19 protein-coding genes are annotated in these 21,997 nt (G+C 41.3%); 3 read left to right on the top strand and 16 right to left on the bottom strand.

The window, feature by feature from the left end:
• Positions 1 to 52: 52 nt before the first annotated feature.
• The 3 genes from L5M29_RS19610 to L5M29_RS19600 all read right to left on the bottom strand — a co-directional run bounded on the left by L5M29_RS19610 (position 53) and on the right by L5M29_RS19600 (position 5,090).
• Entirely contained in the window at positions 53 to 1,591 is a 1,539-nt protein-coding gene (locus L5M29_RS19610) for a tryptophan halogenase family protein (RefSeq protein ID WP_263169573.1), read from the bottom strand.
• A gap of 20 nt (positions 1,592 to 1,611) precedes the next feature.
• On the bottom strand, positions 1,612 to 2,316 hold the full coding sequence (locus L5M29_RS19605; protein ID WP_198573932.1) for a SapC family protein: 705 nt from the start codon (positions 2,314 to 2,316) through the stop codon (positions 1,612 to 1,614).
• Positions 2,317 to 2,411: 95 nt separating this feature from the next.
• Positions 2,412 to 5,090: a TonB-dependent receptor gene (locus L5M29_RS19600; RefSeq protein WP_198573931.1), complete on the bottom strand. Its 2,679-nt coding sequence runs from the start codon at positions 5,088 to 5,090 to the stop codon at positions 2,412 to 2,414.
• A 388-nt stretch (positions 5,091 to 5,478) separates the two neighbouring features.
• Between L5M29_RS19600 and L5M29_RS19595 the strand changes: the two genes are divergently transcribed.
• Positions 5,479 to 6,495 carry a LacI family DNA-binding transcriptional regulator gene (locus L5M29_RS19595; RefSeq protein ID WP_131525952.1) on the top strand — a complete coding sequence of 339 codons (1,017 nt, stop codon included), beginning with the start codon at positions 5,479 to 5,481 and terminating at the stop codon, positions 6,493 to 6,495.
• A 49-nt stretch (positions 6,496 to 6,544) separates the two neighbouring features.
• Here the strand turns inward: L5M29_RS19595 and L5M29_RS19590 are convergent, their stop codons facing one another.
• Positions 6,545 to 7,834, bottom strand: a complete 1,290-nt coding sequence (locus L5M29_RS19590; protein ID WP_028760910.1) for an NAD(P)/FAD-dependent oxidoreductase — start codon at positions 7,832 to 7,834, stop codon at positions 6,545 to 6,547.
• A gap of 196 nt (positions 7,835 to 8,030) precedes the next feature.
• Positions 8,031 to 8,369: a nitrogen regulatory protein P-II gene (gene glnB / locus L5M29_RS19585; RefSeq protein ID WP_028760911.1), complete on the bottom strand. Its 339-nt coding sequence runs from the start codon at positions 8,367 to 8,369 to the stop codon at positions 8,031 to 8,033.
• A gap of 241 nt (positions 8,370 to 8,610) precedes the next feature.
• Here glnB and L5M29_RS19580 point away from each other — a divergent pair, with 241 nt between their 5' ends.
• Positions 8,611 to 9,123, top strand: a complete 513-nt coding sequence (locus tag L5M29_RS19580) for a GspH/FimT family pseudopilin (protein WP_263169568.1) — start codon at positions 8,611 to 8,613, stop codon at positions 9,121 to 9,123.
• Between the two features lie 143 nt (positions 9,124 to 9,266).
• Positions 9,267 to 9,761: a GspH/FimT family pseudopilin gene (locus L5M29_RS19575; RefSeq protein WP_113941309.1), complete on the top strand. Its 495-nt coding sequence runs from the start codon at positions 9,267 to 9,269 to the stop codon at positions 9,759 to 9,761.
• 91 nt (positions 9,762 to 9,852) lie between these two features.
• On the opposite strand, the gene L5M29_RS19570 is transcribed toward L5M29_RS19575, so the two are convergent.
• The 11 genes from L5M29_RS19570 to ribF all read right to left on the bottom strand — a co-directional run bounded on the left by L5M29_RS19570 (position 9,853) and on the right by ribF (position 21,985).
• Entirely contained in the window at positions 9,853 to 10,158 is a 306-nt protein-coding gene (locus tag L5M29_RS19570; RefSeq protein WP_113941310.1) for a TapY2 family type IVa secretion system protein, read from the bottom strand.
• Complete coding sequence (locus tag L5M29_RS19565) at positions 10,155 to 10,547, bottom strand: type IV pilin protein (RefSeq protein WP_131525276.1); 393 nt, start codon at positions 10,545 to 10,547, stop codon at positions 10,155 to 10,157. The genes L5M29_RS19570 and L5M29_RS19565 overlap by 4 nt, the downstream gene beginning before the upstream one ends.
• 11 nt (positions 10,548 to 10,558) lie before the next feature.
• Positions 10,559 to 14,065 (bottom strand): pilus assembly protein, encoded by a 3,507-nt coding sequence (locus tag L5M29_RS19560; RefSeq protein ID WP_263169566.1) that lies wholly within the window; start codon positions 14,063 to 14,065, stop codon positions 10,559 to 10,561.
• A 2-nt stretch (positions 14,066 to 14,067) separates the two neighbouring features.
• Positions 14,068 to 14,529, bottom strand: a complete 462-nt coding sequence (locus tag L5M29_RS19555) for a PilX N-terminal domain-containing pilus assembly protein (RefSeq protein WP_105249936.1) — start codon at positions 14,527 to 14,529, stop codon at positions 14,068 to 14,070.
• Between the two features lie 12 nt (positions 14,530 to 14,541).
• Positions 14,542 to 15,510, bottom strand: a complete 969-nt coding sequence (locus tag L5M29_RS19550; protein WP_263169564.1) for a PilW family protein — start codon at positions 15,508 to 15,510, stop codon at positions 14,542 to 14,544.
• A gap of 11 nt (positions 15,511 to 15,521) precedes the next feature.
• The gene (gene pilV / locus L5M29_RS19545; RefSeq protein WP_263169590.1) at positions 15,522 to 16,109 is read right to left on the bottom strand and encodes a type IV pilus modification protein PilV; all 588 of its coding nucleotides are present in this window, start codon (positions 16,107 to 16,109) and stop codon (positions 15,522 to 15,524) included.
• Positions 16,110 to 16,292: 183 nt separating this feature from the next.
• Positions 16,293 to 17,249 (bottom strand): 4-hydroxy-3-methylbut-2-enyl diphosphate reductase, encoded by a 957-nt coding sequence (gene ispH, locus L5M29_RS19540; protein WP_028760920.1) that lies wholly within the window; start codon positions 17,247 to 17,249, stop codon positions 16,293 to 16,295.
• A 1-nt stretch (position 17,250) separates the two neighbouring features.
• Positions 17,251 to 17,673, bottom strand: coding sequence for an FKBP-type peptidyl-prolyl cis-trans isomerase (fkpB, locus tag L5M29_RS19535; RefSeq protein WP_028760921.1), 423 nt, complete (start codon positions 17,671 to 17,673; stop codon positions 17,251 to 17,253).
• Entirely contained in the window at positions 17,670 to 18,185 is a 516-nt protein-coding gene (gene lspA, locus L5M29_RS19530; RefSeq protein WP_173246249.1) for a signal peptidase II, read from the bottom strand. The genes fkpB and lspA overlap by 4 nt, the downstream gene beginning before the upstream one ends.
• Before the next feature lie 9 nt (positions 18,186 to 18,194).
• Positions 18,195 to 21,017, bottom strand: a complete 2,823-nt coding sequence (gene ileS / locus L5M29_RS19525; protein ID WP_263169561.1) for an isoleucine--tRNA ligase — start codon at positions 21,015 to 21,017, stop codon at positions 18,195 to 18,197.
• Positions 21,018 to 21,049: 32 nt separating this feature from the next.
• Positions 21,050 to 21,985, bottom strand: coding sequence for a bifunctional riboflavin kinase/FAD synthetase (gene ribF, locus L5M29_RS19520; protein WP_263169559.1), 936 nt, complete (start codon positions 21,983 to 21,985; stop codon positions 21,050 to 21,052).
• Between the last annotated feature and the right edge of the window lie 12 nt (positions 21,986 to 21,997).

Here is a 21,997-nt window from a genome sequence, read left to right as displayed (position 1 = left end):
TCATAAAGAGCAAGATTAAAAATCTTGCTCTACTTACCATTTAATTCAACCATTAATTAAGTTGGATGCCATACAACTTAATACGTTCAATTAACTCTCTATGGGGTAATAATTGCGATTTGAGTAATGTAACCTGCTTGCCTAATTTCTCGGTCATTACCGTGAAAAGCCTTTCCTCTTCATCATTTAATTTCCTCTCTAATTTTGACTCAAAGTCTGAGCCATAGAGTACATATAAATAATTTTCTAAATTGAAAAATTCTAGCGTAGAAGTAAAGTCATAGGCAGTCGGTATGTGATAGCGCCACAATTCTAAATGTTCTTTTAATGTGTCTGGAATACTTATTTCATTTTTATTATCAACCCAAAATGGCGTATCCATTCGTTTGGCTATGACATAATGAAGTTTAATAAAATCAATCACCCGATTCCAAGCATTCAATACTCGCTGATTATAACGATTAGCCACGAGTGGCATAACGTCAGTATTAGCAGGAAAACATTCAGCTAACATTCTGGCTGTCGCATCAAACATAAGCAGACCAGTCGCTTCTAAAGGTTCAACAAAACCACTCGACAAACCAATCGCAACACAGTTACCTTGCCACGATTTCTCTCTATACCCCACCTTCATCGGTATGTGTCGAAACGAGACTTGTTCTGCTTTACCAAGATATTCCCGCAATACACTCTCAGCTTGCTCTATTGATGAATATTGACTGGAATACACATAACCAACACCACGACGTTCAGACAAACCGATATCCCATATCCAGCCAGCCTCTTGTGCTGTTGATTTAGTGAAACAAGGGATAGGCGTATATTTATCTTCATAAGGAAGCTGCACAACTAATGCTGAGTCGACAAACAAAATGTCACTCTTATCAACGAAGGGAACGTTACATGCGCTGCCAATGAGTTGAGCACTAAATCCAGTACAATCAACATACAAGTCCGCATTCAATACACCAGCATTATCAGTATGTAACTCTAAGATATGTCCCTGAGCGTCTATTTTTGTATCAATGACTTCTGCAAGAAGATGTTTAACGCCTAACTGTTCAACACCAAATTTGGTCAACATCTTGGTAAACTTTGCAGCATCGAGATGATACGCGTAATGCATAGCACCTCGATATTGAGGCTGTGTCATCACTTTAGGTCCAAGTCCCGCATCAATCAAATGACCTTGAACTGACACAAGATCAGCGTAGCGGCCTCTATCTGAAAGAGATTTATTAAGCCACGTTGAAGTAACGTCTTTAAAGTAGGGATAATCAAATAAATGGTGATAGTACTCCCCTGAATTGGGTTTATTCCAATCAATGAATTTAACACTCTGCTTAAATGTTACATCACAGCAACGAATAAACTCATCTTCTCGAATACCAAAATACTTTAATGTTTCGCGTAACATAGGCACTGTCCCTTCACCAACGCCTATAGTAGGAATGTTCGGGGACTCAACTAACATAACTTGTATTTTAGGTGTTCTAGCATTCAACTTTTTAGCTAAATGACAGGCAGAAATCCAACCTGCAGTTCCGCCACCAACAATGACGACACTCTTTATATTTTTTATTGAAGTCATGACCTATGCCTGCTGATTACTTAAACGCTCAACTCGATTTCTTCTTTCGCTAGGCGATTAATTTGATGTAATGAGTTCAAATGGCTGTAAATTGGCGCTAAAAGGCCTCGTTGCTTGATATCTAAGAACTCATCTGAGCTGAGTTGATTTAACTTAGCTTCATCGATGAAATAGATACCATTTATGCCGCGTTTTTCGCCTTTGATGTCAACAGTAAGACTTTGGGGAGAAAATAATTCTTTTTGAGCAAAAAATGCAATAATTGCCTTACTCATTTGCTCTTGTTCGAAGTTTTTTATAATACTGTCTTTACGCAATCTTAAAAACGCAGTTTCCTCTCCTCCTTCAAACAATGCATTTCCCTTATCAGTGCTCACATGAGCGCTTTCTTCTCGTATCCCCACCCATACTTTATCCTGCTGTTCAGTACTCAACATTAAACCAAACGGATAGTTTTTAAGTATATTTGGAATATACAGCCCTAACCATTTGCCATCTTTTTGCTTCAAATTCTGTCCAGGTTTTAATCCAAGCATAATTACGGACTGATATTCTCCTGTTTCACTATTTTTAACAAAAACAACAGGAGCATCTACAGCAGCAAAGGCAAACTCATAAATTGAAATGGGTAGTAAGTGTTGCGCAGCAACATGTTCATAAGTGGTAGGAGTCACTTTCAGGTGCGCATGTTTTGCTGAGTCAAGTGGGGTGATTGAATTAGTCATATGAGCTCCTTGAGGGCTTCTTCTGATTGAATATTATTGAGATATGAAAAAGGGAGCAAGCTCCCTTTTTCATTTATACCTGAGTTAAACCGAGATTAGAATCGTACGCTAGCGCCTAATGTAATTCGGCGGGCCATGTTGTATTCAAATACAGGGAAGCCATCCGTAAAACCACTTAGATTAGATTGGAACTGATTGTTACCAAACTGACGTGAACCTTCTTCTAACAGGTTATTACCATCAAGTTTAATATCCATATAATCAGTAACATGCCAAATTGCACTCAAATCCAAACTACCAAATGCATCGTGTAAACGATTACCGTATGAACCAGTTTCACGGATCATATATTCACTACGCCAGTTATATGCTAAACGAACTTGGAACAAATCGTTTTCAAAATAACCAGTTAAGTTATATGAGTGCTTTGAACTATCGCTTAAGAACGGGTTGCGATCTGTATATGTATTTGGGCTAGTTTCACTATCAGTATAAGTGTAGTTAACAATTGAGCCAAAGCCGTTCCCAAAGTCTTGTTGATATTGCAGCTCTAAACCTTGGATTGTCGCAGATTCGCCATTGGCTTTCTCTTGCACAGTCCAACCACCAGCAACTTCATCAGGTTTTAACGTGCCAGTAAATGGGATATCGGCGCTATCTGCATGGTACTCACTAAAGGTTACGAAGTTTTTAACATCCTTCATAAATAAAGCCGCAGAAAGTAATGACTCTTCATTGAAATACCATTCAATGCCTAAGTCTATTTGATTAGCAATAAATGGTTTTAACCCGATATTGCCAACAACCCATTTTTGGTTATTAGGCACATCATCATTTGCACCTAAAACGTTAGGGTTAACATACATGTCATCATACTGTGGACGAGCCATAACTCGAGCCGCTGATGCGCGCAATATGAGATCTGGTGCTAAGTCGAATGCTACGTTTAAGCTTGGTAACCATTCCCCATAATTAGCTGAAGCATCGGTTTTCTTACCATCAACATAGTACGTTGAGGTCGCTTCAGTACCCGCATAACGCACACCAAAGTTACCGCGTACACCTTCTGATGCAAAGTTAGCCATCACATAAGCAGCATAGTTATCTTCATCAATTTCACGGTATGAACCAAAATCTTCAGTCTCACCGATGATGCTCGATTTAGCCCAATCTTTTAGTGCATCTGGATCAAAACGAATAATATCGTATTCACTTGTTCCTACAGCAAAAGTACCAGTATTTAAGCCTGCTGTTGATATGACGGGATTAAAGTCATCGGCTTGTACAAAGTCAAAACGGCGACTCGTTGTATTATGCTTCGCATATTTCAGACCCGTTTTAATGGCATTAACCACACCTAGATCTACATCAAACTTAATATCTGCTTGAATATAAGTTTCATCATCTGTTTTTGGTGTTTTATTAAAGTTACTGCCAGTACCCATTGCAAGCGAACCTGGATCATAAGTGGCTGTATCAAAACCATTTAAATCCCAAGTTTGATGACCATTGGTAAAGTCATAAGTCGCACCATTTAATGCTGTACCACCCAGACCATCTTCAACAACCATTTCAAAATCGGTACCACCAGTAGAACTTGTATCACCGATTTGAGTCGTAAACTGGTATCCATCACCGCTATATTCCATCTTCAAGTCGAAAACTTGAGACTTCATTGTCGCTTCACGAGGGCGAGCTTGCCAATATGCTAAGTTAACAGGGCCTGCAACTTGAGAACCTGACTGTGATGCATCTGGCTTATCACCACCACATAAACCGCAGCCACCAATCCATTCCGTGTTATCCCAAGCACCAGAACCTGGAGCGCCTGACCATGAAGTGTCAGCTTGCGTAAACCATAATGCGTAGTTGGTGTTGTCCGCGGCCATTTGCATGTCCATCGCGTTAAACACAAAGTTTAATGAATCAGACGGGGCATACTGGAATGTTGCAGCAATAGCTGAACGTTCGCGCTCTTGTTCAAATGCGACAGGGCCAGCACCCCATTCCCAAAAAGCTTCATCACCTTGACGCTGCAAGCTACGATTTTGCATAACGCCAGAAACTAATACACCAAAAGTTTCATCATCATTCTTCCAGCTACCTAAGCCTGAAAATTGTGGATCTGTTTCACCCGAATCGCTTTGATATTGAGCTTCAGCAGAAGCAAAGAAAGTCATTGAATCCATATCCAATGGCTTACGGGTATTAACTACAACAGTACCACCCACACCACCTTCAGCTAAGTCCGCTTGAGATGATTTATAGACTTCTAAGTTACCAACTAATTCAGATGGTAATAATTCATAGTTAAATGAACGTTTTGCAGGCTCAAGAACAAACCAACCTGTTGAAGCTACGTTTTGTCCATTCAGAGTTGTCAAAGTCAGATCTTGACCCGCACCACGAATTGAAACACCCGCGCCTTCACCAAATTGACGCTGGATCGTGACACCAGGAATACGTTGCAGAGATTCTGCAACGTTTTTATCCGGAAATTTGCCAATGTCTTCAGCAGTAATCGCATCCACAGTACTGTCTGAGAAGCGTTTAGCATTTAAGTTAGCTTGCTGGGAAGCGCGAATACCGCGAACTTCAATTTTTTCAATATTTTCAGGTGCTGCGGTGGTTGCCACGGCGTCTGCAGCAACAGCGCTGATGGATACAGCACTGCCGAGTAGGATAGCAATATTTGTAGCTAGTACAGTTTTCTTAAAGGTTGATGGTCGCATCTCGTTTCCCTTCCATAACTTTATTATCGTTTTAGTATTCATAACCATTCCCTGAGGAATGACAACGCTGTCATGTCTAGTGCAAACATTACACAATAATTAACAGCCTTGCCACAACAAAATAACGATGGAAGCAAAAAAATGTCATAAAGCAGAATGTTGAATCAGTATTTTTATTAAAAATCATTATAAAACATGAGCTTTAATATTATGACGTAAACTTACAACTCCAAGCATAATTGTAACAATGATAAATTAACGCCAATTTGTAACAATTCAGGATTGCTAAGCACATCAAAAGCTCGCACTATAAGATGTATAAGTCAGAAAAAACTGATAAAAAATGTAAGCTTGTAAATTGCTGGTAAAGAATTTACGTTCATAGAACAGTTAAACCCCTCGCGACCTTAGACAAAGAGTTTTTACATCAATGAAAGTCACTATCAACGACGTAGCTAAATATGCTGGAGTGTCTATCAAGACAGTATCCCGTGTAACCAATAACGAACCTTCAGTGAAGCAGGCCACCGTTGACAAAGTGAACGAGGCGATAAAAGCACTTAACTACCAACCTAATTTAGCGGCAAGAAATCTAGCAGGAACTAAATCCTATGCTATTGGTTTTATTTACGATAACCCAAACGCTTACTATATTATTGATATGCAAAATGGGATCTTGTCAGCCTGTAAAGACAAGGGCTATGAACTTGTCATCCACCCTTGCAATGCCAAATCAGAGACCATATGTGATGAGCTTACAGCACTAGTCAAATATTCTAGGCTCGCAGGATTAGTACTAACACCTCCCTTGTCAGAAGATCCTAAAGTACTCAAAGCACTCACTGAAATTGATGCTAACTATGTGCGCATTATTGCGGGAGAAAAAGACAACGATCAGAATGGATTGACTATTTTAGTCAACGATAAATTCGGTGCAGTTCAAATCACCCAGCATCTGATTGATTTAGGCCACAAGCATATCGCTTTTTTAAGCGGAGATTTACACCATGAATCCACCAAAGAGCGATTACTTGGTTTTAAACAGGCATTAACAATAAATAACCTAAAGCTGAATGAAAACTACATAATTGAAGGGAAGTACTCATTTGAGTCCGGTGTTGATGGCGCTAACAAGCTCATCAAACTAAAAAATCGCCCGACGGCGATTGTTGCTTGTAACGATGAAATTGCCGCTGGTGCACTTTTTGCGGCTCGTTTAGCGGGTTTAGACATACCCGTTGATTTATCAATTGTCGGTTTCGAAGATAGCCCATTCTCACGTCAAACCTGGCCTAAACTTACCACAGTACATCAGCCAAACGCAGAAATAGCTCAGGTTGCTACTGAATTATTAATAGCAAAACGTCGCGAGCAAGATGCCATATATTCTAGAACCTTTACTCCTGAACCTATCATTCGTGACTCGTCGGCAATTCCTAAACAATAAAAAAAGAGAGCATATATGCTCTCTTTCTATCTCATAAATCACATAGAAATCAATGTAATTTGAGCTTCGGACGCTGCCACTTCAATAACTTTTGTGCCACTCGATACACAATTGCCGAAAACCAACCATAAAGGCTGGCTAAATGCCTCTGATACAAAGAGATATACATCAATCTTGCTATATGGCCTTCAACAAAGAAAGTGCCAGAGCGTAGGTTCCCCATTAAATTGCCTACCGCAGAGAAGCGGCTTAAAGAAACTAATGAGCCGTAATCTTTATAAATAAAGGCCTTTTCAGGCTTACCTTGTAATCGATTAACGATATTATCAAACAAGGTATCAGCCATCTGAGCTGCTGCTTGCGCCCTTGGTGGAACAGGCTGGCCAGAACTTTGGATTAATAGAGCGCAATCGCCAAGGGCGTAGATATCTTGATGACCTTTCACTCGCATACAATCATCAACTTCTACCTGATTTCGCGGAGTAATGGGCAGTTTTGCAAAATGCTGAAATGCTTTTGGTCCTTTGACACCGGCAGCCCATACTTTTAAGCCTGCTTTAATCACATCGCCATCTTGGGTAATGAAACCATCACGAGTCACTTCTTTAACTTGAACACCGATATGTAAACGTATACCAATCTGATCAAGAACAGCCTGAGCCCTAGCGCTTACACGCTCTGGTAATTGAGGAAGGATTTTTGGGGACGCTTCAATCAAATGCACATCAAGATGATGCTTAGCGATATTCAGATAGCCGTACTCTTTAACAGACTCAATGACATGATGAAGCTCTGCTGCCAATTCAACCCCTGTCGCACCCGCACCGACAATACCAATGCTGACTCTTTCTTGCGTTTCGTTTAATTGAAGTAAAGCGTCGAGTAATTTATGATGAAATAAATTGGCATTTTCAAGGCTGTCTAAGAAAATACAATGCTCATCAGCACCTAATGTATTGAAACTATTAGAAACTCCACCCAATGCAAGCACTAAAAAATCATAATCGATTTGTCGCTGCTCTAAGAGCAACTCGCCTTCATCATTATAGACTGCGGCTAACTGAATCGATTTAGCATCCGGCTCACACTGCTCTATCTCACCACGAATATAGCGATAACCGTTTTTAAGTCCATGATCGCGATAGAGTAAACCTTCAATAGATTGATCTATCACACCAACAGCGACTTCGTGTAATTTAGGCTTCCATATATGAATAGGACTTTTATCAATTAAGCACACATCGACGACATCACTACCGCCCCATTTACGGCCCAACTTCGATGCAAGCGCTAAACCAGCAGCACCACCACCCACGATCACTATTCTTTTTGTAGCCAAAATGACAACCTCATAAAACTCATTTGCGAGGCTAAGTTATACCATGTTACAGATAAGAGATAACTACATTAGTTGAGTAAAACAGGCGATTTTCCATTAAAGATATTTCAGAAACCCAGCAGTACTATTTAGTTTTTCCATATGCTTAGGCAACAAAAAAGGGCCACTAGGCCCTTTAGAATCGTTCGTAAGCAGTTTATACCGCTTCTTCGTTTTCTTCACCCGTTCGAATACGGATAACACGTTCAACATCAGTGACAAAAATTTTACCATCACCAATTTTGCCTGTGCGGGCCGTTTCAACAATGACATCAATTGCTTGGTCGAGCAGATCGTCTTGGATCACTAACTCTATTTTTACTTTTGGCAGAAAATCCACCATATATTCGGCACCACGATACAACTCTGTATGCCCTTTCTGACGACCAAAACCCTTAACCTCCAGTACCGTCATCCCAGTGATACCAATTTCTGCAAGTGATTCGCGCACATCATCTAACTTAAATGGCTTAATAATGGCTTCAACTTTTTTCATTAAAAATTCCTCATCCCTTGCAATAACATAAACAAACAGAATAACACTAGCTTACACGGGGTTACGTTAATATTGAAGTGAATGTAGTGCTTTACTCATAAAACACAGTTTCTATAAAATCGCTTTTAGCACATAAAAGTCTAAAAAAAGTACTATGAATATTGCCTCTGATTTTATACTTACATTCTAGCCAGCACTAACTCGCTCGCGGGATGCAAGCGAAAAATAACAAGGATCTGTTATGAACTCCCATCGAAAAGGCTTTAGCCTGATAGAACTTATCACTACGATATCAATTTCAACAATCTTGTTAACAGTTGGAGCTCCTTCCTTGGCCGAGCTCAGCGATCAGATAAGAGCTGATACCAATATTAAAACTATCCAGCAGACACTTCAATTTGCGCGAAATACAGCTGTTAGTTATGGTTATAGGGTCACAGTATGCCCACTCGTAAATGGGAAATGTACTCAAGATTGGCAAAAGGGATTAACAATTTTCATTGATACAGGTGTAGTCGAAAGCTTCGATGCTAACGATAAAATTATTAGGGTCATTGATGAATTCGATTCGAAAGATTTTTTAACATACAATAAAAGTTCGATAAAATTTCAACCTGATGGGTTAGCTTCTGGAAGTAATGGTACTTTCAAGTATTGCCCACGAACAATTGATAGCAAAAATTCCCGTGCAATCGTTGTTAATCAGGCGGGTAGAGTTCGCCTTTCTACCGCAAAGAATATCAATTGCGATTAAATTTAAATATATACTCCCTATTATAATTTAATTATATAAAAGCAAGAAAATCAATTTATTGGGTATATTGAAAATATAGAATAGATACTGACCATTAGAGTCTCCTCGCATATACTTAGCTAAGTTTTAACGAGGATAGCTACATGTTAATTATTTCAAGAGGATTTACCTTAGTCGAACTGATGGTCACAATTGCCGTAGCAGCAATCCTACTAGCCATAGGGGTTCCATCACTTACGTCGCTATACGAAGGGACACGCAGCGCTAATGAAATACGAAAAATTAGTGATGTGTTTGCTTTTGCAAGAAACCAAGCTGTCAACTATGGCGCAACAGTAACAGTCTGCCCATACGCGGCATCACCATGCGGCACAGACTGGAATAAGGGGTTCAGTGTATATATTGACAATGGAGGTGCCAAGAATGTATTGAAAGTGATAGATAGTTTCAATACACACGATGTAATTTCCCTATTAGGGCCCGCCGATAAAAAAATTGATTTTACACCCGATGGTTTAGTCTCAGTTGAAACATCAATTATCTATTGTTCAAATGGGCAAAGTGACAATTCTAAAAGCATCAACATTAGCACTTCAGGTTTAATAAAAGAGGGCGCAGATGGGAAAAGCTGCACATAAACTATGGGAGACTAAATCTACCGTTCACTACCCTAAAATAATATTATCCTTAAATCGTTCGTTGTTAACATTTAAAAATACATGCTGATGTTTATCTAGGTGTTAACTTATCCAAAACTTGCGCCTTAGTATTAGTAAATTCAGCGTTTAATGCGACACACTCCTCAACACTATAGATGTAATATTTCGATCCATCATTTGATTGGCGAGTAGTACCAACAAGGCTAGCCATTCTCACATTCATTTCACTACTCTTCCAATGATAGAAGGCAATCTCAGCACTTTTCTTTGATGTAATGTAGCATTTGAAGTCTTGTTCGCTGACTGTTGCTCCAGAGTCAGCCCAAACTAAACTTGGTAAGAAAGCCACCGTTATAAAGAGGTTTATTAATTTCATTTCCAGCACTCCGCACTCGGACCTTTTGCCCCTGTATCTGATATTGTTAAAGGAGAGCACGAGGCATCACGGCTAGCCTGAACCCCTTGAGCAACTGCCTTAATCGTAAAGCTTGATGCACCACTTGATGATACAGAGTAATGTTTGTGTTCAGTGATATAAGGGTTGGCCCCTACAAGTTTTGTTAAATCAGTAGCATATTTTTTATTATCGAGATAATACTGTTCCTGCAAGTTTGCTATACGCATCAAAGCAGCTAACCCTTCTGATCTTGCACTCTGAGCAATGTACTGCGTATAAGAAGGGTATGCAATCGATGCCAAAATACCAATGATCACGACGGCGATCATCACCTCTATCAGGGTAAAACCTTTAAGTTGAACCTTCATAAATTAATAACTCATTCATTTATATGATAATAAATTTTATTAACACCTAACCCAGAAGCAACGTTGATTGTACCTGTATAATCCCCATTTTCATTTTTCTCACCTTTACCAACTCCAATAATATAGATATAGGGATCTTTACCTGATTCAGGTGCAGGAATAACAATCTGCGGTGTATCCGGTACACGTTCACCCAGTTCATAATATAATTGAGAAAAGGATCTCGTTCCTTTGTGCAGATCGAACGGATATAATTTGCCAGAACCAGACACCAAACACACGTTATCGGCAACCGAGTCTGCAGGGGGAGAATAAGAAGTGAAATAAACTTTGCCTTGGACAATCAAGGCAGCTGTTAAACTCTTTTCACCTAGACCACTAAAATCATAGAACCAGCCGAGTTTTTTACCGAAACTTATGTTATCGGCTTCAGACGCAGGTGCATTAGAAGTCACATCATAGAGATCATTGATTGTGATCGCCTCGGGAACATCACCGCCAGTAAAACTCTTAGTCACCACATTACGATCTTGCAATGTAAAAAACATATCATTGATATCAGTAGATGATGGGTGGGGTCGCGTTCCACTTCCGATCACCACCGCATCATAGGGAACATTTTGATAAGTTTTAGTCGTAGTAGTACCACTCTCTGTTGTCACCTTAACTTCGGATAAATTAGTAAACATCGTTTGTGCTACAACAGGTTCTGCATAAAAACGACGATTATTACTATCAGTACCACCTAAAGAAGCAAATTTAAATGCACTCCAACTCGACTTACTTGCACTTGGAAGATCAATGCGCCAGACATTTGCACCGACATCGGAGGCATAAATCCTATCTGTATACCCATCATTATTACTATCAAGTACGGCGACTGAGTTTGGAATGCTATCCTGAATACCCGAAAGTACTGTTGCACCCGATGCAGAGCCACCAAATGAATGAATCAAAGTTCCCTTCTCTGCATCGACAATATAAACCGCACGACCGACCGGAGAAGATGAAGGAGTTGCATCAAAACTAACATCGTAGCCACCACCAAAAATGAGTACAGGCTTTTCATAACCAACGATTTTCGTCACTATAGGCTCAGACCATGTTTGTCCAAGATCAGAAAAACCATCCGTTGATGGATTAATAGTCCACATTAGAGAAGGGCTATCAGGGTTTGTCACATTGAGGGCATAATAAGACGAGCCACCTCGACGCATCCCCATATAGACCCATGCTTTAATCACTTTACCCTCAGCATCAGTTTCTGTGTAAGCAACTGGAGATGAATCCATTCCGTATACTGTGTGTACACCTGATGGATCATTACTTCTCAGTTCTGTTAAATTAGGCAATAACTCATAGGGAATAAAGCCCCAAGTCTCTGATACAGATTCGCCCGCATCTTTAAACATATGCACAACACCTTGATTAGTGCCAAGCATGATACGAATATCAGTCGCGCTTTTTGTGCCGAAATTGAGTGCAAGTGGCTTAGAATGAAGAGGATCACCCATAGCATCATTACGTTTATCTGTCGTACTACCATCTTTATTATCGTCGTCGACATCTATCCCATTAAGCCAATTTAACGTATTAGCAAGCTCATCTACGCTAGTTCTCATATAGCTAGCTAGCGCAGCATCACCGCCTGCTGCAGTTTGTGCATTAGCAAGTGTTAAAGGCGTTAAACTGGAGGACCCATTTAAGTTACTTACAATATTCCTAACTTCTTGCTTTCTGATTTGTGCCGCGACTCCGCCGACTTCAACTTTATTTCCATCCTTTTGCGCAACACAATCCGACCATATAGTACAGGCACCATCTTTAATATTGCCGTTATCTGCTATAGCTGCATTCCCTTTACTATCAACCAATGTTCCATCTGCGGTTACTTTTAATTTTTTTAAATTACCGCTCCAACGAGGTCCTTTGCCTGGGAGAAACATAGCGTAATAAGCGGCATCAAATGTCTGAGTCCTATCAAAATTATTACTAGCAATACTTGGAGATGTAAAACTTGAATCAATATTCAAAATATTTGATAACGCATCATTAAGTGCATTCTGTAGTTCAAGACTGTTTTGAGCAGCAAAATATAAACCACCACCTCTTTTAGCCGTCTCAGCAAGTAAAGGTGCGGCATCTTCTGCACCTTCACTAAAACCAATAGTATAAGTACGAACATTCTGCATTTGTTCAGTATTTGAACTGTCCAACTTGTTAATTAAGTCGTTATTAAACATATAACTAGCTAATGCGGGCAAATAGCTTGCTGTATCTAGATTTTTAGAAAATGAAGAGTAATCCCCTTCCTTACTTCCAGTGGCAGTTAAACTAATAACGTCATTATTCGCATTTTTATCAACTGTTGGAGAGCCATCAGTGACATAGATAACATAAGCAATATCCGTACATACTTTAAATGGACTTGCGTAGTTACCACTCTTCTCCACTAAGCTGTCATACGGTGGTTTATTTCCAACATAAGAGCCATAATCTGTATCACTATGACCATATTTAACGCCCTTACCGGCAAAATAACGGTAAGCTTCATACATAGTCTCACATAGTGGTGTATTTGTTTTTGCCAGCAAATTATCAATAGTAGTTAATAAACTCGCACGCGTACTATCCGTCATCTGAGTAATGCCAGATACAATTCGACCACCGTCTCGATTACCTTCATTTGGATAATTATAATTAAATACAGCAAGTCCAAAATCCACTGTTGGAGTTGAACTAATAATATTAGAAATCGCTTTCTTCGCAATTTCTAGTCTTGAAACTTTTACCGTTGGTAATTTTCCCGCTTTAGATAATCCGTACCATCTTAGGTAATTATCAGTGTACAAGGTAATAGGTTGTCCAACACCAAAGTCAGTATTATTGGCTGCGGCTAAAGCATTGCTCCAGGTTGTTCCTGGTAGTGAGGAAGTAAAATATGGATACGCTTTCTTTTTACTACCTGACCCCGTTGTTACCCCGTTAGCAGGAAATCCATTAGGATATGATGATGAATTACTCGGATTTATTTGAGAAATATCTTCCCAACAATCAATTACTTTTATTGCTGTACCGTTTGTTTCAGGTAGTTCTTTCCAAACACCAGTAGTACCACTTGATGTGAACTCTCTTATATACCCAGTAAAACGACCAAACTCTGCTAATGCAGCTTTGCTTTGACTACATCCATTTAAACTAGCTTTAAAATTACGCTTATCAGAGCTAGTATCAGGGGTGGGTAATCCTCCACCGCCAACAGCATAATAAATAAGAGTATCACTATACCCAGAACCACTTACGGCTGGGTAGTCATAGTTAGGGTCATAATCTACAACCTGAGTAATTTCTTCAGTCGACATACTTCCTGAGTTATCAAATATAACGAGCACTTTAGGTCTTGCGCCCGTTCGAGTTGTTGATTCTTTTACATATAACTCAGTATCGTCACTAAAGGAGAAAGCCGACACAAAAGTCAGCGCAAGTAGTATAGAACAAGCCAGCTTTTTAATAATCATATCTAACTCCCAGTTAAAACTTCTTGCTCCACACCTGCGACAACAGTGAGTTGGCCCAGTTTATCTCTACCAAATTCTGCTGTACTACTAATCTCAACACGCCGACAGCTGATTAAATTACCACTATTTGGCCTTGTACTCCGCTGGCATCCAACATCTTTTGCACTAATGACAACATTACCTGCAGCATCAACTTCATAAGGAATTGGCGTTAACGTTTGGTTAGAACCAAATTCAACCACAGATGAAATCTCAGATAGTTTGGCTAAGCTAGCACCTTTATTGGCTTCGATTGCCGCCTCTAAGCCACCATCAGCAACAGACTTAGCCTCTATACGTTCTGATCCTGCTCCAGACATACGCATAGATTGGGTCGAATTAACAGCCAAAGCGACACCAATAATAGTCATAAGCAACAATATGATAAGTGCAAAAAATAATACAATTCCTTTTTGCTTTTTCATCTTACCAACCTTCTAATTTCTAATTAACACTGGATTAGCAAGCACCATAGTCGTCGAAACTATCTTGCGTCGATAATGATCATTCAAATTTTTAATTTCCTTATCGCCCAGAGTATAAGTAGTTTCATTGGTGTAACTTTTATCTTCATCAATAGCACGAACCAACAAGAAAACCCTTAAGGCAACAAGCCTTTGAAATAATTCGTTGTCCCACATTAATGTGGTTACATTTTCTGCAGGCATAAAACTATCGGCGGTATCATCTCCATTACTATCAAAACCATAAAGAATACGCATATTCTCAATGCCTTCAACTAACTGCTCTTCGTTATTCATGCCATTATTCTTGGTTAATGTTTTTCGGCGTAGAACAGGTACAGAACCATCATTTTTAATAAAATAAATATGATGCTGATATTCCCAAAAACGAGAATTTTCGAGTACTGGATTGGGAGGATTACCGCCTTTAAACATCACAGCTTCACTCGAAGTTGCAGCCATATAAAAACGCTCGCCATTGGGATTAGTCACTGGTGGGCCAACTAATCTTTTAATTTGAATGACATCCGTATTCTGATTCACACCTGATAAGCAACTTAATGTATCCCCACTCTCGCCCTCTTCATATCCCCATAGACGCCTAAAGTGTGCAGGTTCAGCATTAGGTAAAGTACCGTTATTTACACCTGCACCAATACAATCATTTGCAACACCATCCCTCAAGGTCATATTGGTTCCAAGTACAAAATCAGTTCCCGTTATGTCCCCCATAAAACCTAACTGACTAATGTCTCTTTCCATGAGCGACAAAGCTATTCGTCCATTTTCTTGCAATTGGTTAAACTGGCTCGTTGTGATCACATTGGAAGAAGACATACTAAACATGCCAAAAAGCCCAAGAGTGAGAAATAAGCCAATGACCATAGAGACCATTAGCTCAACCAGCGACATCCCTTTCTCACAGTTTTTTAAATTATCCATACATAGTTAACCTAAATAATCATTGTCGAAAGAATAAAAAGCCGCCTACGCGTACCAATATCTTCTCCACATTCACTCCCAGAATAACTTGTACCCGCGCCCTCTCGGATCCCTCTCCACGCAATTGCGACCGTTACAGTTGAACCATCTACATTAATGCATGCTGTTGGAGATTCTAACCCACCAACATTCTGGCTATCCATAACTTCAGCAGCCCCCATAAAACTCTGTTCCCACTGGTAAAGATCCCAAGCTTCAGTCTCTTCTGGAGTACATATACTCACTGCGCCAACAGCAACGTCACAAACATTACCGGGTTTACCCAGAGAGCCTGTATACTCACCATCGTAATTGACCAGTTGTGTTCTATTAAGCTTCATCCGGTTGATAATATCATTTGCATAATAGGAGGCTTGAGTTTGCTGAAAGGATTCAAAGCTGCCACGCTTTGCAACAATATGCAGATTAAAAATACCAATTAAGCCAATGACTAAGATCACTAACGCAACAAGCACTTCAATTAATGAGAAGCCCCGTTGAAATCCCCTTTGTGTCAACCTTTCGATTTTAGCCATAATTTTGACAAGCTTTTCAGCTATTTACCTTTAAAAATCTTAGTATTACGATAAAAATTACCAACAGTTAATAATAGATGAGTAAAATGTAAGTAGCCAGTAACATTAGCACATAAGCATTGACATCATTATGCTTTGAATGAATTTGAGACAATAAAAAAGAGGCTTATAGCCTCTTTTTTATTGACGATTAAACAGTACACAGATTTAACGTAATTCGGCTGGCACAGCAAAAACAGTGTCTTCTTTACGCCCTTCAACTTCAGTCACAACACTAGGGGCAAGTTTAGCGATTGCTTGAACCACTTGTTGGACTAGGACCTCGGGGGCTGAAGCTCCTGCGGTGACGGCTACACGTGTAACATTATCAAACCAACTAGACTCAACATCATCTGCAGTATCCACCAGATAAGACTGGGTTCCTGTTTTCAATGCTAGCTCGCGTAAACGATTAGAGTTAGAGCTGTTCTTTGAGCCAACAACAATCAACAAATCAACGTCTGCAGATAAATTGCGTACCGCATCTTGACGATTCTGCGTTGCATAACAAATATCGTCTTTTCGCGGACCTTCTATAGAGGGAAACCTTTTTTGTAACGCAACAATAATGTCCAAAGTATCATCTACAGACAAAGTAGTTTGTGTCACGAAGCAGAGATTATTGGGATCGCGAACTTCCAAGGCTTCAACATCTGCAGGCGATTCAATCAGATAAACGCCACCATTAGGATTATCGTATTGCCCCATAGTACCCTCGACTTCAGGGTGCCCTTCATGGCCAATCAGGATGCACTCAATACCTTTGCGGCTGGCACGCGTCACCTGAAGATGTACTTTAGTTACTAAGGGACACGTCGCATCAAAGACTCTCAGCCCTCGCGCCTTAGCCTCTTGTCTCACCGCTTGAGATACACCATGGGCACTGAAGATAACAATGTTGTTATCCGGCACTTGATCTAACTCTTCGACAAAAACCGCACCGCGATCCTTCAGATTCTGCACGACATAGCGGTTATGCACGACTTCATGGCGAACATAGATAGGAGGCGAAAATAATTCCAACGCCCGTTCAACAATACTGATAGCACGATCAACACCCGCACAAAAACCGCGCGGGTTAGCGAGCATAATATTTAAACTTGGGCTAGTAGGATCGAGTTTCATCTTAAAATACCTTTACTACGTCCAGTTCAAAAGTGATCTTGTGTCCTGCCAGAGGATGATTAAGATCGACTGTGATGGAATCACCCGCAACATCACGGACAATACCTGGGATCTCACTACCACCAGGGCCAGCAAAACTCACAATCACGCCAGCCTCTAAACTCATGTCAGCCGGAAAACGGCTTCGATCTAGATAATGGATAGCATCAGGATTGGATTCGCCAAAGGCATCAATCGCTTCAAGCGTGAAACTGTGCTTATCACCTTCAGCAAGCGTCACCAGCTGCGCCTCAAATGCAGGACTTAAAGTACCATCACCCACATTTAATCGAGCCGGTTTACCCGAGGCTTTAGTGCTATCGGCAGTCGAGCCATCAGCAAGCACAATGTTCATGTGGCATAATAATGAACGTGTCACAGTCACTTTTTAACCCCTTCAGCGCTATCAGCTTCAGACTTTCCGCTGACAAATGCATCCCAAATAATCAGCACTGCACCGACGCAAATGGCAGCGTCGGCAATATTGAATGCTGGATAATGGCTCTTATTCCAGAAAAAATCGATAAAATCAACCACGAAACCATGCATCAATCGATCGACTAAATTACCTAAAGCACCACCAATCACTAAGGTGTAAGCTAGATTCAGTTTCCACAAAGAAGACGATTGCTTACGCAACCACACAGTCAATAACGTACTGAATCCAATCGCAACAATCGTAAACAGCCAGCGCTGCCAACCTCCGGCTTCACTTAAAAAACTAAAAGCTGCACCATAGTTACGTACATAAGTGAAGTTAAAGAAGGGCAATAATTTCACTGATTCATACAAATCAAAATTGGCTAAGACCCATTGCTTAGATAGCTGATCGGCTAAAAACACCAATACAGCTACCCAATACCAACGTAAGCCACTGTCTTTCCAAGTTAATGGCATACAGATCCTTTACGCAAACTGACGAACTTCGCCGTCACCTTCAATATTGGTTACGCAGCGAGTACAAAGTGTTGGGTGAGCCTCAATAGTGCCAACCTCTTCTCTGTGGTGCCAACAACGCTCACACTTCTCGGCAGTGCTTGAAGCAACCACTAATTTCAATGATGCCAACTCAGTCTCAACCGCTTCCAATGTCGCATCGGCTAAAGGCAATACTTTGGCTTCAGAGGTCAACAACACAAATCTCAGCTCATCGCCGATATGGGTTAATTGCTCAGTCAAGGTAGCATCCGCAAACAAGGTCACTTCAGCTTCTAATGAGCCACCGATACGTTTGTCGCGGCGAGCTTGTTCAATCACTTTGTTGACTTCATTACGCACGGTTAGCAACTGCTGCCAATAGTCATCGCTCAAATCAGTCGCTAAGGTGACTGATTTCAAGCCTTGATACCATTCTTGGGTAAAGACATAAGCATCACGCTCGCCAGGCAGTAATTGCCATACTTCGTCAGCAGTGAAGCTTAGAATTGGCGCAATCCAACGCACCATGGCCTCAGAGATCAGATACAGCGCCGATTGACAACTACGGCGCGCATGGCCTTCTTGCTTAGCCGTATATTGGCGATCTTTAATGATATCCAAATAGAAACTGCCTAACTCAACCGAGCAGAACTGCATCAGTTTTTGAGTCACTATATGGAAGTTATATTGATCATAGGCTTCGATGATTTCCTGTTGCAGCGCAGCGGCACGGCGAACAACCCAACGATCTAACGCCACCATATCTTCAACGGCCACTAAATCCTTAGCGGGCTCGAAACCGTTTAAGTTGGCTAATAAGAAACGCGCAGTGTTGCGAATACGACGATAGGCATCGGCACTGCGATTTAAGATTTCGTCTGAAACCGTCATCTCACCGCTGTAATCTGTTGCCGCAACCCATAAACGCAGAATGTCGGCGCCTAATTTGTTGGTTACCGTTTGTGGTGCAATCACGTTACCAATAGATTTTGACATCTTACGGCCTTTACCATCGACGGTAAAACCGTGGGTAAGCACTTGCTTATACGGTGCTTTGCCATTCATTGCGGTTGAAATCATCAAAGATGACATAAACCAACCGCGATGTTGATCGCTACCTTCAAGATACAAGTCAACCCCGTGTCCGTGGAATTCAGGACGTGCGGCTACCACTGATGAGAAGGTTGAGCCAGAGTCATACCAAACGTCCAAAGTATCAGTGACTTTACGGTATTGTTCCGCTTCATCACCCAGCAATTCTGCGGCATCAAGATCCCACCAAGCTTGAATACCCTGCTGTTCGATACGATTCGCCACGCGTTCCATTAACGACACGCTATCAGGGTGCAACTCTTCGGTTTCTCGGTTCACAAACAGCGTGATAGGCACACCCCAAGTACGTTGGCGTGAGATACACCAGTCAGGGCGGTTTTCAACCATTTTTTCGATACGACTTTGGCCCCAATCAGGGATCCATTGGGTTTGTTCGATTTCTTTCAATGCTTGCGTACGTAGGCCGTGGTTATCCATAGAGATGAACCACTGCGGTGTCGCACGGAAGATGATCGGTGTTTTGTGGCGCCAGCAATGTGGGTAGCTGTGACGATAAGCCACGTGATTCAGCAAGGCGCCTTTTTCTCTCAGCAAAGCTACAACGTTATCGTTGGCTTTAAAGACATGTTGTCCAGCAAAAAACTCAGTGTCAGGCTTATACACGCCGTTGTCGCCAACAGGGTTTGCCACTTCTAAACCGTACTTTTGACCGACAACAAAGTCGTCTTGACCATGACCCGGTGCAGTGTGAACGATACCGGTACCCGCATCAGTAGTGACGTGTTCGCCTAAAATTGCAGGCACATCAAAATCCAAGAACGGGTGATTAAAGCGGATAAGCTCAAGCGCGGCGCCTTTGGTTGTACCAAGCACTGTATGGCTTTCGATGTTATAGCGAGTCAGGCAAGATTCAACCAAGACTTCAGCTAAAATAAGCGCTTGCGTCACACCGTCTTTTTCGAATTCGACTAAGCTGTAATCCAGTTCAGGACTCAAAGACAAGGCGCGGTTCGCTGGTAGCGTCCATGGCGTGGTCGTCCAAATCACCATAGAAACAGGATGTGAGTAATCGCTTACCCCAAACTTAGCCGCAACAGCTTTGCTATCGGCAGCCACAAACGCCACATCAATAGCAGGTGATGTTTTGTCTTCGTATTCCACTTCAGCTTCAGCTAAGGCAGAACCGCAATCAGTACACCAATGCACTGGCTTAACGCCTTTATGTAAGTGACCACTCTCAATCACTTTCGATAAAGAACGAACAATATTAGCTTCCGTTGAAAAATCCATCGTTAAGTACGGATTTTGCCAATCACCCAGCACACCTAAACGGATAAAGTCTTCACGTTGACCGTTAACTTGCTCTGCAGCGTATTTACGGCATTCTTCACGGAATTCTGCCGCAGAGATTTTTTGACCTGGCTTACCCACTTTTTGCTCAACTTTCAGCTCAATAGGCAAACCATGGCAATCCCAACCTGGTACATAAGGTGCGTCAAAACCAGACATAGTTTTTGACTTAACAATAATGTCCTTGAGGATTTTATTAACTGAGTGACCAATATGAATACTGCCATTCGCATACGGTGGGCCGTCATGCAAAATGAAGGGAGTACGGCCAATTCGGCTATCACGGATCTGTTGATACAAACCGTCTTTTGTCCAGCGCTCTAACATCTCTGGCTCGCGATTTGCCAAATTACCACGCATCGGAAACTCTGTTTCCGGCAAATTCAAAGTAAATTTATAGTCGCTCATTGATCCTATACCGTTAATTAAACTGATAAATTTCAGCCTGCATCATTACCAAATAAAGCTCTGGCTTCATTTGCATCATTTAAAATCTGTTTTTTTAGCGCATCCAATGAGTCAAAAGGTTGCTCATCTCGGAGTTTAGCTACCAACTCGACTTCAACATGTTTGCCGTAAATGTCACCTTCAAAATCAAAAAGATGCACCTCAAGCTGACACACTTGACCGTTCACTGTCGGGCGAAACCCAATATTGGCGACGCCCTCATAAATATCGCTGTGATCCCAATAACATTTAACCGCAAACACACCGCGTACCGGCACAACATTGCGCTTTAAGGCGATATTAGCGGTGGGAAAACCAATGGTGCGGCCAATTTTTTGCCCATGCGCTACACGGCCACTCAAGGTAAAAGGATGTCCTAATAGGCGTCTCGCCTGTTCAAGATTGCCCTTCGCCAATTGTTCACGCACGGCAGTCGAGCTCACTCTTTGCGAGCCCAGCATAAAACTTTGAGTGCTGACCACGGTAAAGCCATATTGGATACCCGCCTGCACTAGCATTTCAAAATTGCCTTTACGGCCTTGACCAAAACAAAAATCATCACCGACGACGAGGTATTTGACACCCAGTTTGCGGACCAACAATTCTTCAATAAAATGCTCTGCAGGTTGATTAGCAAAAGTGCGATTAAAGTTAACACACACTAACCGCTCAACCCCGAGTTCATCGAGTAAAATGACTTTATCACGTAATAAACTTAAACGAGCCGGCGCGTTGTCGCCGCTAAACAATTCTTGCGGCTGAGGTTCAAACGTCATTAATGTCGATGGCAGCGATAACTGCTTCGCCTTCTGCACTAAGTTCGCAATCACCTGTGCATGACCACGATGGACGCCGTCAAAATTACCTATAGTCAATACACACCCGTGGTGGGATGACAAAATGTTATGTATACCGCGGATTAATTCCATAACGTTAGACAA

Origin of the sequence: Shewanella sp. SM95, assembly GCF_025653595.1 — a bacterium.
GTDB lineage: Bacteria > Pseudomonadota > Gammaproteobacteria > Enterobacterales > Shewanellaceae > Shewanella > Shewanella oncorhynchi.
This window is presented reverse-complemented; position numbering and strand designations above follow the sequence as displayed.

Bases quoted from the DNA above. Each gene is read 5' to 3' on its own strand.
- L5M29_RS19610 (WP_263169573.1), bottom strand. From the start codon at position 1,591: ATGACTTCAATAAAAAATATAAAGAGTGTCGTCATTGTTGGTGGCGGA.
- L5M29_RS19605 (WP_198573932.1), bottom strand. From the start codon at position 2,316: ATGACTAATTCAATCACCCCACTTGACTCAGCAAAACATGCGCACCTG.
- L5M29_RS19600 (WP_198573931.1), bottom strand. From the start codon at position 5,090: ATGAATACTAAAACGATAATAAAGTTATGGAAGGGAAACGAGATGCGA.
- L5M29_RS19595 (WP_131525952.1), top strand. From the start codon at position 5,479: ATGAAAGTCACTATCAACGACGTAGCTAAATATGCTGGAGTGTCTATC.
- glnB (WP_028760911.1), bottom strand. From the start codon at position 8,369: ATGAAAAAAGTTGAAGCCATTATTAAGCCATTTAAGTTAGATGATGTG.
- L5M29_RS19580 (WP_263169568.1), top strand. From the start codon at position 8,611: ATGAACTCCCATCGAAAAGGCTTTAGCCTGATAGAACTTATCACTACG.
- L5M29_RS19575 (WP_113941309.1), top strand. From the start codon at position 9,267: ATGTTAATTATTTCAAGAGGATTTACCTTAGTCGAACTGATGGTCACA.
- L5M29_RS19570 (WP_113941310.1), bottom strand. From the start codon at position 10,158: ATGAAATTAATAAACCTCTTTATAACGGTGGCTTTCTTACCAAGTTTA.
- L5M29_RS19565 (WP_131525276.1), bottom strand. From the start codon at position 10,547: ATGAAGGTTCAACTTAAAGGTTTTACCCTGATAGAGGTGATGATCGCC.
- L5M29_RS19560 (WP_263169566.1), bottom strand. From the start codon at position 14,065: ATGATTATTAAAAAGCTGGCTTGTTCTATACTACTTGCGCTGACTTTT.
- L5M29_RS19555 (WP_105249936.1), bottom strand. From the start codon at position 14,529: ATGAAAAAGCAAAAAGGAATTGTATTATTTTTTGCACTTATCATATTG.
- L5M29_RS19550 (WP_263169564.1), bottom strand. From the start codon at position 15,510: ATGGATAATTTAAAAAACTGTGAGAAAGGGATGTCGCTGGTTGAGCTA.
- ispH (WP_028760920.1), bottom strand. From the start codon at position 17,249: ATGAAACTCGATCCTACTAGCCCAAGTTTAAATATTATGCTCGCTAAC.
- lspA (WP_173246249.1), bottom strand. From the start codon at position 18,185: ATGCCATTAACTTGGAAAGACAGTGGCTTACGTTGGTATTGGGTAGCT.
- ileS (WP_263169561.1), bottom strand. From the start codon at position 21,017: ATGAGCGACTATAAATTTACTTTGAATTTGCCGGAAACAGAGTTTCCG.
- ribF (WP_263169559.1), bottom strand. From the start codon at position 21,985: ATGGAATTAATCCGCGGTATACATAACATTTTGTCATCCCACCACGGG.